The sequence below is a fragment of the Paraburkholderia acidisoli genome, from assembly GCF_009789675.1.
Lineage (GTDB): Bacteria > Pseudomonadota > Gammaproteobacteria > Burkholderiales > Burkholderiaceae > Paraburkholderia > Paraburkholderia acidisoli.
Window position 1 is genome coordinate 467,724 of record NZ_CP046916.1, and the last position, 16,584, is coordinate 484,307.

Annotated in this window: 12 protein-coding genes; 9 read left to right on the top strand and 3 right to left on the bottom strand. The window is 66.5% G+C overall.

Translation table 11 applies throughout. The features are described 5' to 3' along the window. The first annotated feature begins 9 nt into the window (after positions 1-9). The 5 genes from FAZ98_RS30635 to FAZ98_RS30655 all read left to right on the top strand — a co-directional run bounded on the left by FAZ98_RS30635 (position 10) and on the right by FAZ98_RS30655 (position 6,288). Positions 10-1,767, top strand: coding sequence for a thiamine pyrophosphate-dependent enzyme (locus FAZ98_RS30635; protein ID WP_158957348.1), 1,758 nt, complete (start codon positions 10-12; stop codon positions 1,765-1,767). Between the two features lie 127 nt (positions 1,768-1,894). After that, positions 1,895-3,358, top strand: a complete 1,464-nt coding sequence (locus tag FAZ98_RS30640) for a protoporphyrinogen/coproporphyrinogen oxidase (protein ID WP_158957350.1) — start codon at positions 1,895-1,897, stop codon at positions 3,356-3,358. A gap of 109 nt (positions 3,359-3,467) precedes the next feature. After that, on the top strand, positions 3,468-4,541 hold the full coding sequence (locus FAZ98_RS30645) for an ABC transporter substrate-binding protein (RefSeq protein ID WP_233273019.1): 1,074 nt from the start codon (positions 3,468-3,470) through the stop codon (positions 4,539-4,541). Positions 4,542-4,591: 50 nt separating this feature from the next. Further along, positions 4,592-5,374 carry an ABC transporter ATP-binding protein gene (locus tag FAZ98_RS30650; RefSeq protein ID WP_158958616.1) on the top strand — a complete coding sequence of 261 codons (783 nt, stop codon included), beginning with the start codon at positions 4,592-4,594 and terminating at the stop codon, positions 5,372-5,374. Continuing rightward, positions 5,371-6,288, top strand: coding sequence for an ABC transporter permease (locus tag FAZ98_RS30655; RefSeq protein ID WP_158957352.1), 918 nt, complete (start codon positions 5,371-5,373; stop codon positions 6,286-6,288). Before FAZ98_RS30650 ends, FAZ98_RS30655 begins: the two co-directional genes overlap by 4 nt. Before the next feature lie 131 nt (positions 6,289-6,419). Here the strand turns inward: FAZ98_RS30655 and FAZ98_RS30660 are convergent, their stop codons facing one another. After that, a complete protein-coding gene (locus FAZ98_RS30660; protein ID WP_158957354.1) occupies positions 6,420-7,025 on the bottom strand; it encodes a UbiX family flavin prenyltransferase in 606 nt (201 codons plus the stop codon). Continuing rightward, the gene (locus FAZ98_RS30665) at positions 7,022-8,362 is read right to left on the bottom strand and encodes a UbiD family decarboxylase (RefSeq protein WP_158957356.1); all 1,341 of its coding nucleotides are present in this window, start codon (positions 8,360-8,362) and stop codon (positions 7,022-7,024) included. Before FAZ98_RS30665 ends, FAZ98_RS30660 begins: the two co-directional genes overlap by 4 nt. A gap of 253 nt (positions 8,363-8,615) precedes the next feature. Here FAZ98_RS30665 and FAZ98_RS30670 point away from each other — a divergent pair, with 253 nt between their 5' ends. Both FAZ98_RS30670 and FAZ98_RS30675 read left to right on the top strand, forming a co-directional pair. Next, positions 8,616-9,779 (top strand): helix-turn-helix transcriptional regulator, encoded by a 1,164-nt coding sequence (locus FAZ98_RS30670; RefSeq protein WP_233273020.1) that lies wholly within the window; start codon positions 8,616-8,618, stop codon positions 9,777-9,779. Positions 9,780-9,986: 207 nt separating this feature from the next. Next, a complete protein-coding gene (locus FAZ98_RS30675; protein WP_158957358.1) occupies positions 9,987-11,417 on the top strand; it encodes an aldehyde dehydrogenase family protein in 1,431 nt (476 codons plus the stop codon). Positions 11,418-11,529: 112 nt separating this feature from the next. Here the strand turns inward: FAZ98_RS30675 and FAZ98_RS30680 are convergent, their stop codons facing one another. Then, positions 11,530-12,579, bottom strand: a complete 1,050-nt coding sequence (locus FAZ98_RS30680; protein ID WP_158957360.1) for a LacI family DNA-binding transcriptional regulator — start codon at positions 12,577-12,579, stop codon at positions 11,530-11,532. Between the two features lie 253 nt (positions 12,580-12,832). Here FAZ98_RS30680 and FAZ98_RS30685 point away from each other — a divergent pair, with 253 nt between their 5' ends. Then, on the top strand, positions 12,833-15,298 hold the full coding sequence (locus FAZ98_RS30685) for a membrane-bound PQQ-dependent dehydrogenase, glucose/quinate/shikimate family (RefSeq protein WP_199272488.1): 2,466 nt from the start codon (positions 12,833-12,835) through the stop codon (positions 15,296-15,298). 372 nt (positions 15,299-15,670) lie between these two features. Continuing rightward, positions 15,671-16,501 (top strand): IclR family transcriptional regulator, encoded by an 831-nt coding sequence (locus FAZ98_RS30690; RefSeq protein WP_158957362.1) that lies wholly within the window; start codon positions 15,671-15,673, stop codon positions 16,499-16,501. The last annotated feature ends 83 nt before the right edge of the window (positions 16,502-16,584 follow it).

The following is a 16,584-nucleotide window of genomic DNA, read 5'->3' on the forward strand; positions in this document are numbered from 1 at the left end:
CAGCAGCAGATGAAGCACGCAGAAGCGAGGGTGACGGCGCCAGCGAGCGTCGAGGCGGCGGCAGGCCGCGATCCGCAGAACGAGACCGACGGCGCACGCGTGCTGGCGGACGTGCTCACGGCGTTCGAGGTGCCCGCCGTGACGTTCATTCCGGGCGAAGGCATTCTCGAGGTGCTCGACGCCCTCGCCGTGCACGCACCGCACATCGCGCTCGCGAGCTTCCGCCATGAAGCGGGCATGACCTACGCCGCCCAGGCGATCGGCCAGTTGAGCGGGCAGCCGGGCGTTTGCTTCGCGGCGCGCGCGCCGGGCGCGTTGAACACGACGTTGGCCGTGCATACGGCCTATACCGACAGCGCGCCGATGATCCTGATCGTCGGGCAGGCGAGCCAGGCAATCTCCGGCCGCGAAGCCATGCTGAATGCCGACGACTTCCAGCGCGTCTTCGGCCCGCTCAGCAAATGGGTGGGGATCGTCGACAGCGTGGAGCGCATCGGCGAAATGTTCGCGCGCGCCTGGCATCTCGCGATGACGGGCCGGCGCGGCCCGGTCGTGCTGGTCTTGCCCGAGAACGTCGCGCAGGCCCGGCTTGCCGCGCCGCGTTCGCTGCCCGCCGTGCCGCAACTGCCGTGTCCCGGTCTGCCGCGCGCCGCGCTCGACACGTTGCGCGCGCTGCTCGGTGGGGCGCGCCGGCCGCTGTTGCTCGCCGGCGGCACGGGATGGAGCGCGCCCGCGCTCGACGCGCTGGCCGCGCTGGCGCATCGGCATCGGCTGCCGGTGGCGACCACGTACCGCCGCCGCGATCTCGTCGATCATCGCGCCGAGGTGTTCGTGGGCGAAATCGGTATCGGCATCGATCCGGCGCTGGCGAAGCGCGTGAGCGAGGCAGACCTGCTCATCGTGCTCAACGGGCGGCTCGGCGAATTGAATACGCTCGGCGAGGGCTTCCGGGGCTATGCGCTGATCGAGCCGGACGAAGCCCGGCGCGGCCCGTCGCAGCGCCTCGTGCACATTTACCCGGACGCCGCCGAACTCAACGCGGTCTATCGCCCGGATCTCGCCATTGCGGCCGAGGTGAACGCGGCGCTCGACGACTGGCGGTTCGCGAGCGCCGACGGTGCCGCCTGGGTCGACGCACCGGCGAGCGCGGATCGCGAGCAGTGGCTGGCCGACCTGCGCGCGGAGCGCTGCGCCTTCGTCGCGAGCGGACGTTGCGAGGGGCCGGTCGATCTGCGCGCCGTCTACGCCACGCTCGACGCCGCGCTCGACGACGACGCGCTCGTCACCTCCGGCGCGGGCGCGTATGCGGTGTGGCCGCAGCGCTATCTCACGCACCGGCGGCACGGCACGCAGCTCGGCCCGAAAAGCGGCGCCATGGGCTACGGGCTCGCGGCGGCCATCGGCGCGGCGCTCGTTCCGTCCCGCCCGCGCCAGATCGTGGCCATCGCCGGCGACGGCTGCCTGATGATGCACGCGGAAGAGCTGGAAACCGCGGTCAGGCTGGGCGTCTCGCTGCTGGTGCTGGTCGTGAACAACCGGGCCTATGGCGCGATCGACGGCGCGCAGCGCCGCCTGTTCGGCCGCGCGACAGGTACGGAGCTGGGCGCGATCGACTTCACCGCGTTCGCGCGCGCATTCGGCGCCCGGGCGTGGACCGTGGAAGACACGGCGGGTTTTGCGCCCGCACTGGCCGAGGCGTTGGCGGCGCCCGGCGTGAAGCTGATCGAACTGCGCGTGCCGCGTTCGGTCGGCAAGCCGCTCGCGTGATGCGCGCCGAGGTTGCGATGCAGACCGTTGCGATGCATGTCGATATGAAAGACCCCGGAACCCGCGCATTGCCGTGCCGGGGCGATCTCGTGGCGCCCGTCTGGCGGCGCCCTTCAACAGGTAACGTATGAATCAAGCGGATTTCCCGGCCGGCACGGACCGGACCTTGAAGCGCGACCCCGCGGTTCGTGGCGAAGCGGATGCGCGCGCGCAGGCGGCACGAGGCGGCGTGGCGAGCGCGGTGGTGGTGGGCGCGGGCATCGCGGGGCTGACCACCGCTTATCGTCTCCACGAGGCCGGCCTGCGCGTGACCGTGCTCGAGGCCGGCGAGGTAGTGGGCGGCCGCATGGGCGACCGCCGCGTGGGCGAGATCGCGTTCAATAGCGGCGCGCGTCTGGTCTACCCGTTCGGCAGCGCCTTCAACCGGCTCACCTCCCAACTGGCGATGACCGACCGGCTGGTGCCGCTGCGCCGCCTCACGGCCGATTGCATCGGCACGGGCGGCAGCCGTCACACGATCGAACTGATGCCTTCGGCACGGTCGCTCGCCACGCCCGGGCTGCCGCTGGGCGAGCGCGCCGCGATGGTGGGCCACGCGCTGCGCATGCGCCTGTCGCGCGAGCGCGTCGACCCCGACTGGGCGATGAGCGCACTCGCCGACGATCCCGCCGCCGATCAGCAGACGCTGGCCGACTACGTGCGCCGCGCGGTCGGCCCGCAGGCGCTCGCCAGCATGGTCGAACCGGTGTTCCGGTCCACGCGCAGCTTCAATCCGGAAACGCTCTCGGCGCTGTTTTACCGCACCACGGTGCCGCATCTGATCGGCGAGGACACGGTGTACACGCTCAAGGGCGGGATGGGCAGCGTGTGTCAGGCGCTCGCCGCGAGGCTCGAGGTGCGCACGGGCGCACGCGTGGCGTCCATCGCGCGCGTGAACCGGGGTAGCGCCGCTGCGCTGCCGGACGCGGGCTTCGCGGTCGCGCTGGCCGGCGGCGAGACGCTGTTTGCCGACCATGTGGTGTGCGCGACCGAAGGCTCGCTCGCGGCTGCGCTGGTCCAGGACCCGTTGCCCGACGAGCGCCAGATGCTCGCCGCCGTGCGCTACAACGCGCTGGGCGTCGTGCACTATGGTTTCGCGCAGCCCTTGCCAGCGCTCATGCACTTCGCCGCGCGCGGCTCGAACAGCCGCATCTCGACGTATCAGCAGTTGCCCGCCGCGCCCGCCAACGGCCGCCCCGTGACGCAGATCTACTGCCAGCTCACGCCCGAGGCGGCGGAGGAAGCGGAGCGCAACGGGCTGACCGAAGCGCTCGACGTACTGTTACGAGACGAACTGCGTGCGCGCATTCCGGATTTTGACCGTCATGTCACGGCCGTCGTCAATCAATGGATACCCCGCAAGTTGCCCGTGTTCGGCCTCGGCTACGGCGCGCGGCTGCAGTCCTTCTGGCGCTGGCAGGCCAGTCCCGACCGGCGCCGTGACCGTCCGGTGGTCTATTGCGGCGACTGGACCGCCCAGGCGCTGTTGACGGGCGCCTGCGCGAGCGGCGAGCGCGCCGCGCAAATCGTGCTGTCGCGCGCGCAAAACTAGGCAAAACGGACCAGTTTTTAGCGAAACGGCAAAAGCCGGGACGCGAATAAATTCGCCGGCAACTTCGATGCTACAAATTCGCTACCTATTACGCTACGGAAAAGCTGCCATGAAGGGTTTCACCAGAAAAGTCCGCGAGTGCGCGGCCTCCCGCCCCAGCTTGCGCGGTCGCAGCCGCCGCCGCGCCGCCGTCGCGGCGCTTGCCCTGCTCGCGGGTGTGGCGAGCGTGCCGTTCCCGACGTTCGCGCAATCGAGCGCACAAGCGGCCGTCCCGGCGGGCGCGCCGCTGACCATCGGCATCGCCAATCTCGGCCCGCATCCGTCGCTGGCCATGACCATCCAGGGCTTCAAGGACGAGATGGCGAAAGAGGGCTACGTCGACGGTAAAAACGTGACCTACGCCTACAGCGACGCGAACTTCACGCAGGCGCTGATGCCGCAGATGTTTTCGCAGATCATGGCGAAGCGTCCCGCGCTCGTGCTGACCGTGACGACCTCGGTTTCCCAGGTGGCGCGCTCCGCCGTGACCGACCCGCATGTGCCGCTCGTCTTCACCGAGGTGACGGACCCGGTGGCCGCGGGTCTCACGCCCGACTGGAAGCACGGCAGCGACCGCTTTACCGGCTCGTCGGACCTGCAGGACTTCGACGCCGTGCTCGCGTTCGCCAAAAAGCTGCTGCCGGGCGTGAAATCGTTCGGCGCGCTCTACAACCCCGGCGAAGCCAACGACGTCGTGACCACGCATGCGCTCGAAGCCGCCGCGAAACGCGCGGGTCTGGTGTTCAAGCCAGTGAGCGTGGACAGCGTGAACGACATCACGCAGCGCGCGCAAATGCTCGACGGCGTGGGCTTCGTCTACATCACCGGGTCGAATCTCGTGCAGTCCGCGATCCCGGCCGTGGCCGCGAGCATGCAACGCATGAAGATTCCCGTGATTAGTTCGGAAACCGAAGCGATCAAGAAGGGCATGGCCACGGCTTCGTACGCGGTCTCGCTGCAGTCGGTGGGCGCAAACGCCGCGCGCCAGGCCGTGCGCGTGCTGAAGGGCGAGAAGACCACCGCGCTGCCGGTCCTCACGCCCGCGAAGTCCGACTATGTCACGCAGATCAGCCGCAGCCAGTTCGCCAAAATTGGCCTGAGCGTGCCGAAATCGTTCGAGGACTGCCAATGCTTCATCGACTGAAAGACACCCAGCCCGCCCGGATCGTGAACATGCGCGAAAAACATATTCCTATGCTGTCGGTGGAGCGGGTCGGCAAGACGTTCCATGCCGGCACGGTCGACGAACGCATCGCGTTGACGGACGTCTCGCTGAAGCTGCAAGCCGGCGACTTCGCCGTGGTGGTGGGCGGCAACGGCGCGGGTAAATCGACCTTCCTGAACATGCTGGCGGGCGAGGTGATGCCCGACTCGGGCGAGATCCTCATCGACGGGCAGGAAGTCACGCGGCTACAGACGCACCAGCGCGCCAAATACATTTCGCGCGTGTTTCAGGACCCATCGGTGGGCACGGCGGCCGCGCTGAGTCTCGAAGAGAATCTCGCGGTCGCGAACCTGCGCGGGCTCAAACGCGGCTTCGGCCAGGGACTCACGCGCGCGGAGTCGGAGGCGTTCCGCGAACGCATGGCGTCGTTCGATCTCGGCCTCGAAAAGCGCATGAAGGCGAAGGCGTCGCTGCTCTCCGGCGGCCAGCGTCAGGCGTTGTCCTTGTTGATGGCGGTGCTGCAACGTCCGCAATTGCTGCTGCTCGACGAGCACACGGCCGCGCTCGACCCGCGCACCGCGGCGATCGTGATGCGCGTGACCGAGCAGGTCGTGCGCGAAGCGGGCCTGACCACGCTGATGGTGACGCACAACATGCAGCACGCGCTCGATTACGGCAACCGCCTCGTCATGATGCGCGACGGCCAGATCGTCGGCGATCTGACCGGCGACGCGAAGCGCACGATGACGATGGAAAAGCTGATGGCGACTTTTAACGAGGAGCCGGCAACGGCGCGCACGGTGAACGCATGAATCTGATCACGGGTTTTATCGGTCTCGTACCGGTAGGGATGATGCAAGGTCTGACCTATGCGCTGATCGCCGTGGCGATCATGATCCCCTTTCGCATTCTGAACTTCTCGGACATGACGGGCGAAGGCGCGTTTCCGTTCGGCGCGTGCGTCTGCGCGAAACTGCTCATGGTCGGCTTCAACCCCGTCATGGCGTTGCTCGGCGGCGCGCTCGCGGGCTTCGTCGCGGGCCTGTTGACCGGCTACATTCACGAGAAGGCGAAGATCAACACGCTGCTGTGCGGCATTCTCGTGCTGTCCATGCTGTACTCGGTCAACATTCGCGTGATGGGGCAGCCGAACTCCGCGCTGTTCGCCTATTCGAGCGTGTTCTCGTGGCTGCCCGACGCGGGTGGCGGCTACACGCCGCGCATCCTGATGCTCGCGGTGATCGACCTCGTGATCGGCGCGGGGGTGCTCTGGTTCCTCGGCACGCAGCACGGCCTCGCCATGCGCGCGATCGGTTCGAGCCCGTCGATGGCGAAGGCGCAGGGCATCAACGTGAAGGTCTACACGCTGGTCGGGCTGGGTCTCGCGAATCTGTTCGCCGCGCTGGGCGGCGCGATGCTCGCGCAGAACCAGGGTTTCGCCGACGTCAACATGGGCTTCGGCGTGCTGGTCAACGGTCTGGCCGCGCTGCTGCTGGGCGAGGCGGTGGTGGGCAATCGCTCGATGCTGCGCCAGGTGGTGGCACCGATCATCGGTTCGATCATCTACTTCCAGCTCATCTCCATCGTGCTCGCGATCGGCTTCCAGCCTTCCGACCTCAAGCTCGTCACCGCGCTGTTCGTGCTGGGCACCTTGCTCTCGATGGCGGCGCGCAAGCGCAGCGGCAAGGGACGCAAGGCGGCCATGGCGCCGGTGCGGGTGAACTGAGCGGGCGGGCGCCGCGCTGCGGCGCTCCGCAAGTTCGCCGCGAGCCGTTCAATAAGAAAGGCCCGGAACATCATGTTCCGGGCCTTTTGTCATGGTCGCGCCGTGTTGGCCGCGTGCTCGTTGCGCCGTCTTTATTGCCGTGCGAGACCCTGCCAGCGCGCGTAGGTTTGCGGCGGTTCGATACCCAGTTGATCCAGCACGCGCATGACGGTGTAGTCGATCATCGCTTCGATGCTGTCGGGTTTGGCGTACAGCGCGGGCAAGGGCGGCATGACGACGGCGCCCATCTCGGTCGCGAGCGTCATGTTGCGCAGATGCGCGAGCGTCAAGGGCGTTTCGCGCGCGAGCAGCACGAGCTTGCGCCGCTCCTTGAGCGCCACGCTCGCGGCGCGCGCGATCAGGTTGTCGTCGAAACCATGGGCGACGGCGGCGAGCGTTTTCATCGAACACGGCGCGACCACCATGCCGTCGTGCTGAAACGATCCGCTCGCGATGCTCGCGCCCACTTCGTTCTGGTCGTGATAGATGTCCGCCGCTTCGCGCAACGCGTGCCGGTCCAGGCCCGTTTCGTCGAGGAGCGTCATCCAGCCGGCGCGCGACACGACGAGATGGGTCACGACGCCGCTCGCGCGCAGCATGGCGAGCAGCCGCACGCCGTACGCGGCGCCGGTCGCGCCGGTGATGGCGACCACGACGCGCTTGCCGCGCGCCGCGCCTTCGTGGCTCGCGCGACTCATGATTCCTGGCCCGAAAAGCGCGGCAGGTAGTCGGCTAGCACGACCTCGTTCACGCCGGGGATCGACTTGCGCGCGAACTCCGCTTCGCGGCCCCACGGCTTGGTGGCGTCGAGCGCCAGACGTCCCCAGTGATCCTTGTGCGGATCGCGGTAGAAGCCGGGCACGTCGTGGATCACCATCGTTCGCGTGTCGGCGCGGCCGCGCGTGAGGAACGCCCACATCACCTCGTCCATGTTGTAGATGTCGACGTCCTTGTCGACGACGATCACGAGCTTGTTGTAGTCCAGGTGCGAGCCGAGCGCGGCCAGCAACGCGTGCTGGGCGTGGCCTTCGTATTGCTTGTCGAGCTTGATGATGGTGTTCATCACGGTCGGGCGGCAACTCACGTCGAGTACGCCGCGCACCTGGCTGGAGATGGCCTTGTAGATGCGTGCGGCCGTGGCGGCCTCGAGCGGGCGCAGGTCTTCGTCCGATCCGCAGATCAGCCCCTGAAACACGGCGCCTTCGCGCCAGCCCACATGCGTGACTTCGAACACGTGGTTGTCGCCGACTTCCACGTAATAGCCCATGAACTCGCCGAACGGTCCTTCGGGCCGCTTGACGTTCGGCAGGATGCGGCCTTCGATGACGATCTCGGCGGAGACCGGCACGTCCAGATCGACCGTGAACGCGCGGCGCATGGGAATGGGGCCGCCGCGCATGGTGGAGGCGAGCGCCATCTCGTCGCCGTCGGGCGGCAGCGAGACGCAGGCGCTCATGAAGATTTCCGGGTCGGCGCCGAGCAGGATCGCGGCTTCCAGCGCTTCGCCGCGCGCCTGGGCACGCAACTGGAATTGCGCGAGGTCGTGGCTGCTGCCGAGGCGAATGCGCAACTCGTCGTCGGACACCACCATCGAGCGATGAAACGACAGGTTGTTGCGGCCCGTGTCGGGGTCTTTCGCGAGGAACACGCCCGCGGTGATATAGGGCGCGCCGTCGCGTTCGTGATACGTGAGTATGGGAAGGTCGGAGAGCTTGCCGGTGATCCAGTCGCGCGGCGGCGCGACGTGCTCGAGCGGCGCTTCGTTGGTCGCGGCGAGCGAGATTTCGCGGTCGAGGCGCGCGCAGAAGGTTTCGTCGGCCTCGCAGCGAATGATCTCGCGCAGCCGCTCGTGATCGGTATAGAGATTCAGCAAAACCGGCAGCTTGCTGCCGCGTATGTTCTCGAAAAGGACCGGCCGGGTCGTCTCCTGCTGCAGACGACGCGCGACCGCGGCAACCTCGTAGCGCGGATCGACTTCGCGCGTCACGGTCAGCAGTTCGCCGCGCGCTCGCAGCCTGGAAAGGTAATGTCTCATCGTAGCGGGTTCTCGTCGATTCAAAGAGGAAATGGCGTGCGGTAAGCGCCGCGCGTGCGCTACTTATACCCGCGTCAATTTCGGCCGATATGGGCGATCGGGACGTCGATCTAGGCAAAGCGGTTTTTATCTTCCCGTGCCGATCCGTATCAAGCGAAAGGCAGGGAACGCCCCAAGTCCCAGGATTATTTTGGCCGCCCGATAATGATGCGCATCGCGTTACCGCCGCCCCCCTTTTTGCTCTGGAGCCGTTATGTCAACGCCATTGGGTCTTTTTCGCACGTCGCTGGCCGGTCCGCAGTCGCGCCTGACCGAAGCGTTCGATCAGCTACGCACCCGGCCCGATTGCATCAGCGTGCCGGAATTCGGGCTGTTCGGCTGCGTCGTGCCGGTGCCGGGCGACGCGGAGGAAGGCACGTGGCGCATGGCGAGCATTCGCGACGAGATCTTTATCGTGGTGTCCGACTGCAATTACGCGCATAGCCGCTCCGAAAGCGTGCTGCCCGAGTCGTTCGTGGAGTTTCACTTCTCGCTCTCGGGGCCCGCGAGCGTGGACTTCTCCGACACCGGCAATCTTCAGGTCAACGCGCCGAATCTGCTCGTGTGCCGGCAGGGCGCCGACGTGCGCTATCAGGTCACGTGCGGCCCGGGACCGTGGCAGTCGGTGGGGCTCTACGTGACGCAGCGCTACTTCGACCGCCTGTTGCGCGCGCTGGGCGGCGAGGCCGACCGCATTCGCGCGGAACTGGCCGCCATCGGCAACGACCAGATCTATAACCGCCAGATTCCGTTCAGCGTCGAGGCCCTGCATATCGCCGAGCAGTTGCTGGCTTCGCCGTATCGCGGCGCGCGGCAAATGCTGTATCTCGAAGGCAAGAGCACGGAGATCCTGTGCGCGTGCATCGAAATGTGGCTGGCGCATTTGAGCGACGACAAGCCCGGCGAAACGTTGTCGGCGCGCGACCTGCGGCTGATCGAGAAGGCTCGCGAAACGATCCTCGCGGACCTGCGTCTCGCGCCGACCATTCCCGAACTCGCGCGCGCGGTGGGCACCAACGCGTCCAAGCTCAAGCGCGGTTTCAAGTTTCTCTACGGCATGACGATCTTCGAGTACGGGTTGCGCTGCCGCATGAATCACGCATTGCATCTGCTCGTGGAAGGCCGCCACCCGGTGGGGCAGGTTGCGCTCGCGGTGGGCTATCAGCATCAAACGAGTTTCACCGCGGCGTTTCGCGACTACTTCGGTTTCGCGCCGAAAGACGCGCGCCGTCTCGCGAGCCCGGTTTCACTGGGGAAAACGGATACGCTCGCGCTAGCGGGCGCCGGGAAGGACAAGGCGCTCTCCGCGGAAGCGCCGCGGCCCACTGAAAACGAAACGCGCGAAGCGTCGTTGAGCACGCCGCCGCGCGCGAAGTAACGCGGGTTCGCTCGCGGAACGGGCGCAATGCGTATGCGTCACGCTCTTTGATATAGGAAATCGGCAGGATCGCCTCGCGCCCCGTGTCTTCCGGGTTTTTACGTTGCTAGCATCGACCATCGTCGCGTGAGCCGTGTTGTCACGACTCGCGCTGCATGAAACGATCCGTCCCGTGTGGACGGCACCACGCAACGAAAAGGAAACACGATGACGTCTATCGCAGTTCGCAATCCTCGCACCGGCGAGTTCGACTACGAAATCGAGAATATGGACGCGGGCCAAACGGGCGCCGCGATCTCCGCGGCTCGCGCGGCCCAGCATGCGTGGGCGCAAGGCGGCCTGCCGCATCGTACGGCGGCGCTGCTGGCCTGGGCCGACGAGCTGGAGAAGAACGGCGCCGCGATTGTCGAGGCGCTTTCCGTCGACACCGCGCGGCACCGCATCTCGCACGAAGAACTCGGCGCGGTGATCCATTTCATTCATGGCTTCTGCCAGCACGCGCCCGATGTGCTCGCCACGCCGTTCCGCAAGCTCGACGCGCACCCCGACGTCGTGTTCAAGATCACCTACGCGGCCTACCCCGTGGTGGGCGTGATCAGCCCGTGGAATTTCCCGCTCGTGCTGTCGTTCATCGACGCGATTCCCGCGCTCGTGGCGGGCGCGGCCGTGGTCATCAAGCCGAGCGAAGTCACGCCGCGTTTCATCGAGCCGCTGCGCCGCAGTATCGCCGCGATTCCGGCTCTCGCCAACATCATCACGCTCGTGACCGGCGGCGCCGAAACCGGTGCGGCGATCGTCGCGCAAGCCGATGCCGTGGTGTTCACGGGCAGCGTGCCCACGGGGCAGAAGATCGCGACGGCGGCCGCGCAGGCCTTCATTCCCGCGTTCCTCGAACTCGGCGGCAAGGACGCGGCGGTCGTGCTCGCGGGCTCGGACGTCAAGCGCGCGGCCACCAGCATTCTGCGCAGCGCGCTCTATAACTCGGGGCAGGTGTGTTACGCGATCGAGCGTGTCTATGCGCACGATTCGCTGTATGACGCGCTCGTGGAGGAACTGCGCACGCAGGCGGGCGCGATGCGCCGCAGTCTGGCCGCGGGCGACGGCGGCCACTATGGACCGATGATCTTCGAACGCCAGGCACAGATCATCGACGCGCAACTGCAGGATGCGCTCGACAAAGGCGCGTCGATCGTGCTGGGCGGCAAGAGCGACGCGGTGGACGGCGCCGTGTGGATCGACCCGACAATCGTCACGAACGTCGATCACACGATGACGATCATGACCGAAGAGACCTTCGGCCCGATCGTGCCGGTCATGCGTTTCACCGACGACCTCGAAGCGGAGCGCCTGATGAACGACTCGAATTTCGGCCTGAGCGGCGCCGTGTTCGGTCCCGACACGCACACGGCCGGCGACTTCGCCACGAAGATGGAAGCGGGCGGCGTGAGTATCAACGACACGGAACTGCCGCGCGTCATGATGTTCGACGGCGAGAAGACCGCGTTCAAGAAGTCGGGCATGGGCGGTTCGCGCTACGGCGCGACGAGCATCATGCGCTACGTTCGCAAGCGCGCGCTGCTGGCCAACGAGGGCGAAGTGGCTTCGCTGGATAAACTCGCGGAAACCACGGGCGCGTAAGACGACGTTCGAGCCCACGCAGCAAACTTCGGCGCCCCTTTTTCAAGGGGCGTTTTGCATGGGCGGCGGCGCATTTCCCAAGTCATGAAACCGCGCGGCGCGCGGCCTCCGTTCAGGCCGCGGCCGTGCCGCCTGTCTCGGGTCGGCGCGTCGTGCCGCGCAGGACGAGGCGGGTTGGGACGACCACGGGGCGCGCCGGCGTGTCGCCGCTCAGCAGCGCGACACTGCCTGCCGCGAGGGCGTCCATGTCCTGGTGAAACGTCGTGAGGTCGGCGCTTTTCCATGCCGCCATCGGCACGTCGTCGAACCCGATGACCTGGATATCGTCGGGAACCGACAAGCCGAAATCGCCGCGAATGGCGTCGAGCGCGCCGATCGCCACGAGATCGTTCACGCAGAAGATCCCGTCCGGTTTGCGTCCTCGGGCGGACAGCAGCCGGGTAGCGGCCGCATGGCCGTCTTCGTAGTTGAAGCCCGCCCCGACGATCTCGGGCTCCGGCAGCCCCAGGGCGCGCAGACGATTGACGAAACCCTTCTGGCGATCGCTTTGCACGGGGATGTCGCGCCCCGCGAGATACGCCATGCGCCGGCAGCCCGCGCGATGAAGCACGTCGGCGGCCATTGCGCCGGCTTTCAGATTGCCGGACGAGATGCAGCGCACCGTACCGATCGCGCGCGAGTTCATGGCCACGACCGGGATCTTGAACGCCTCCAGTTGCGTGGCCACCTGGCGCGAACGAATGGACAGCGTACTGATCACGCCGTCGATGCGGTAACGCGAGAGGTCGCCCACGATCTCGTCGAGATGGTCGTCGCTGGCCGTATGCACGACCATCGCTTCCCGCCGCTGCTCCCGCAGCAGAGACACGACGCGCCACAGGTACTCGGTGTAAAAAGGATTGTAAAAGCCGCCGACGATAACCGCGATGATGCCCGAGCGGCCGGTTTGCAGAATGGCGGGCAACGCGTTCGGCCGATAGTGCAGGGCTTCGGCGGCCTTCAGCACTTTTTCGCGCACGCTTTCGGATACCGCGGCGCCGGGCGTGAATACGCGCGACACACTCGACTGCGATACGCCCGCCAGACGCGCGACCGCGGTCGAGGAAGGCTGCGCGACGGGCTCGGCCTGGCGCGAGATCGGGTTGGGGCGGCTTCTGGACATGAACCGATCGTAGCAGAAGCCTCCGCGCCCACGCGGCAGCACGCGGCGCGAAAAATCTGGAAGGCGTTTGTCAGGATCGTCGCTTGCATAGCTATGCAGACACGGACGCAGGGCTCGCTGCCTGGACGCTCGCTCGCTTCACGCGGCCGTGCAATCGTTCAAAAAAAACGCGCGAGTGGCCAGCCATGGCCCTCGCGTTTTTGCGTGCCGCATTCCTCCCGGGTGAACGGCACGACCACACGTAAAAAGGACAATGATGAGTACGTCGGAAAGTGCCCTCGCGCGATGGGGCAGGCTGTTGCTCGCGCTCGTGCTGGCCGTCTTCGGTCTTTGCATGGTCATAGGCGGGGTCTGGCTGATCGCGCTCGGCGGGAACTGGTATTACGCCATCGCGGGGGTGTTGAGCATCGGCAGTGCGATCGGGTTGTTCCGGCGCAGCCGTGCCGCCGCCACGTGGTTCGCGGTGCTGTTCGTGATCACGCTCGCATGGACGATCTGGGAGTCGGGTACCGACTACTGGGGCTGGGTGCCGCGCTTCGCCTTGATGATGCTCTTCGCGATCGCCTTCTCGTTCCTGTTGCCGTCATTGCGGCCGGACCTCTCGCGCAAGCTGACCGGTGGTATTTCGGCGGTGCTCGTGCTCGGGTTCGTCGTGGCGATCGGGCTGGCCTTCGTGCCGTATCACGTGACGACGGCGAGCGACGTGCCCGTGAGCCAGGGCGATCCCTTCGCCGCCGACACCGGCAGCAGCGTGGCGGCCGGCATTCCCGGCACGGACTGGCCGTCCTATGGCGGCGATCAGGCCGCGCAGCGCTTTTCGTCGGCGACGCAAATCACGCCGGCCAACGTCAAGGACCTGCGCGTGGCGTGGACGGCGCGAGCGGGCGAGACGCCTTCGGGCGCGAAGTGGGGGAACCAGAACACGCCGCTGAAGATCGGCAATACGCTGTACGTGTGCGCGTTCCTCAACAAGGTCGTGGCGCTCGACGCCGCCACGGGCAGCCAGAAGTGGGTGTTCGATCCGCACGTCAACCCCGACGCCATTCCCTACACGCCGTCGTGCCGCTCGCTTGCGTATTACGCCGATCCGGCCGCGAACGCGCAAACGCCGGCGCCTGCGTCGTCGGGTGACTCGAATCCGGCTGCCGCCGCCGCCTGTTCGCGCCGTATCGTCCTGGGCACGCTCGACGGCCGCGTGATCGAGATCGACGCGAACACGGGCAAGCGATGCGCCGACTTCGGCAATCACGGCGAGGTGTCGATCCTCGAAGACATGGGCAAGACCTACAAGGGTTACGTGGCCATTTCCTCGGGACCGGTGGTGGTGCGCGACACGATCGTGGTGGGTCACGAAGTGGTCGACGGCCAGCGTGCGTTCGGGCCGCCGGGCGTGGTCAAGGCCTATAACGTGAAGACGGGCGCCCTCAAATGGGCCTGGGATGCGGCCACGCCCTACGACCCGAAGCCGCGCCACGGCGACAATGCCTACAAGCGCGGCTCGCCCGACGTGTGGACGTCGTTCACCGGCGACGACAAGCTCGGTCTCGTATATCTGCCGGTCGCCAATGCCTCGGGCGACTATTACTCGTCCACGCGCACGCCCGAAGAACTGAAGTTCTCGCCTTCGCTCACCGCGCTCGATGTGGAAACGGGCATGCCGCGCTGGTCCTTCCAGAACGCGCACAACGATGTCTGGGACTACGATCCGGGTTCGCCGCCCACGCTCTACGACTACAAGGCGCCCGACGGCAAGATCGTGCCGGCCATTCTGTTCCCCACCAAAAACGCCCAGATGTACGTGCTCAATCGCGCGACGGGCAAACCGCTGTTCGGCGTGCAGGAACGTCCGGCGCCGCAAGGCGGGATCGAACCGGCGGCGCGCGCGAAGACGCAGCCGTATTCGCTGTTCAACTCGTATGCGAAGCCGGACTTGAAGCCGGAGAACACCTGGGGCTTGACGCCGCTGGATCAGCTCTATTGCCGTATCCAGTTCCAGCAGGCCGACTATCGCGGCAGCTATACGCCGCCGCGCCTGGACAAGCCGATCATCGACTATCCCGGCTATAACGGCGGTTCGGATTGGGGCGGCGTGTCGTTCGATCCCACGCGCGGTCTTGTCGTCATCAACTACAACGACATGCCGAACTACACGCGCCTCGTCTCGCGCAAGCAGGCCGACAAACTGGGATGGCATGCGCTGGACGTGGTGAGCGACCCGAACGCGAAAGCGTCGCAAGCCGAAGGTCAGGGCGATCCGCAAGCGGGCCTGCCGATCGCGGTGGACGTCAACGCCGGCTGGCAATTGCCGTTCACGGGCATGCTGTGCAAGGAACCGCCCTACGGCGGCATTCGCGCGGTCGACGTGCGCACGGGCCGAACGGTGTGGGATCGTCCGCTGGGCACGGCACGCGAGAACGGCCCCTTCGGCCTGCCGACCGGCCTGCCGATCAACATCGGTACGCCCAATAACGGCGGCTCGGTCGTCACGCAGTCCGGGCTGGTGTTCATCGCGGCGGCCACGGACGACCTGATCCGCGCTATCGACATCAACACGGGCAAGACCGTCTGGTCGGCGCCGCTGCCCGCGGGCGGCCAGGCCAATCCGATGGTCTACGAAGAAGGCGGCCGCGAGTTCGTGGTGATCGAAGCCACGGGCCACCACTTCATGCATACGCCGAAGGGCAACTACGTGGTGGCCTACGCGCTGCCGCAATCCTGATGCGTTAGCGCGCGCTGACTCGAGCGCGAAGCGCCGCCGCGAGCCCGGTTTTTTACGCGGCGGCGCGCCCCGTCAATCTCACTCGCGAGACCCCGCCGTCCGGCGGGATGCGAAAGCGCATGGGCGTGACCGGCGCGCCGTGTTCGCGCTGTGGTCTGCCTTCCCATGGTTTTCGCCGCGATGTCGCGCAGGTTCCGCGCTGCCGACCATCAACGCAGGAAAAGGCAGCGAACGGGGTAAACCCGCCAGTTTCGGAAACAACTTGCAAAGTGGAAAACATTTCCATATTCTAGGTTCCATGCCGGAATCGTCGGGTGATGTGAGATTTCCCCTGCAATGGTTCCGATAACCGTGTCCCACCGGATCAGCCGCATGAGCGCCGTCCTGCAACGCAGTTTCCGTATTCTCGAAGAACTGGCCACCGCGCCGGAAGGCAAGACGCTCACGGAACTCGTGGGCGAACTGGGCTTGCCGCTGAGCGCCACGCACCGGCTGCTCAGCGATCTCATCGAACTCGGTCTCGTACACAAAGACGAACGGCGCGGCGAGTTTTCACTGACGATGAAAATTCCCTCGCTGGGCCTCAAATTCCTCAGCGCGGGCGGCGTGGTGGATATCGCGCAGCCCATTCTGGAGCGGCTCGCGGCGGCGTCGGGAGAATTGGTGCGCCTCGCCATTGTGGAGAACGAAACGCTCATCTACGTGGCCAAGGCGCAGGGCGCGAAGCAGGGCTTGCGCTACGACCCGGAAATGGGCCGCCCCGTCACACTCTCGTGCAGCGCGGCCGGCATGATCTGGCTCGCGGGCAAAACCGACGAAGAAGCCATGCGCCTCGTGTCGCAACAAGGCTTCGGCACGCCCGCCGAATTCGGCCCGCGCGCGCCCACCACCTTCAAGGCGTTGATGCCGCTCGTCGAAGCCGCGCGTGAGCACGGTTACGCCACCACCCAGGACATGTTTCTGCCCGCCATGAGTTCGATGGCGACGCCCGTGCTCGCGCCCAACGGCGAGGTGCGCGCGATCCTCATTATCGCCGGGCCCATGTCGCGTTTGAGCGAGGATCGCATGCAGGCGCTCGTGCCCGCACTCAAGGCTACAGCGGAAGAACTCGCCGAAGCGAGTGCGGTTTCGCCCATGTTCAGGAGGCCGTTGGCGCAGGAACATAGCGGCGGCAGCGAGGCAAAAACCACGCGTACGGCGTGAGCGGCGCGGCAAGACGCTGAGCGCTGCTTCGCGCGAAAGAGCGTGTTGATTGAATCATTAGTATCACGAATGTTTAGCTATAC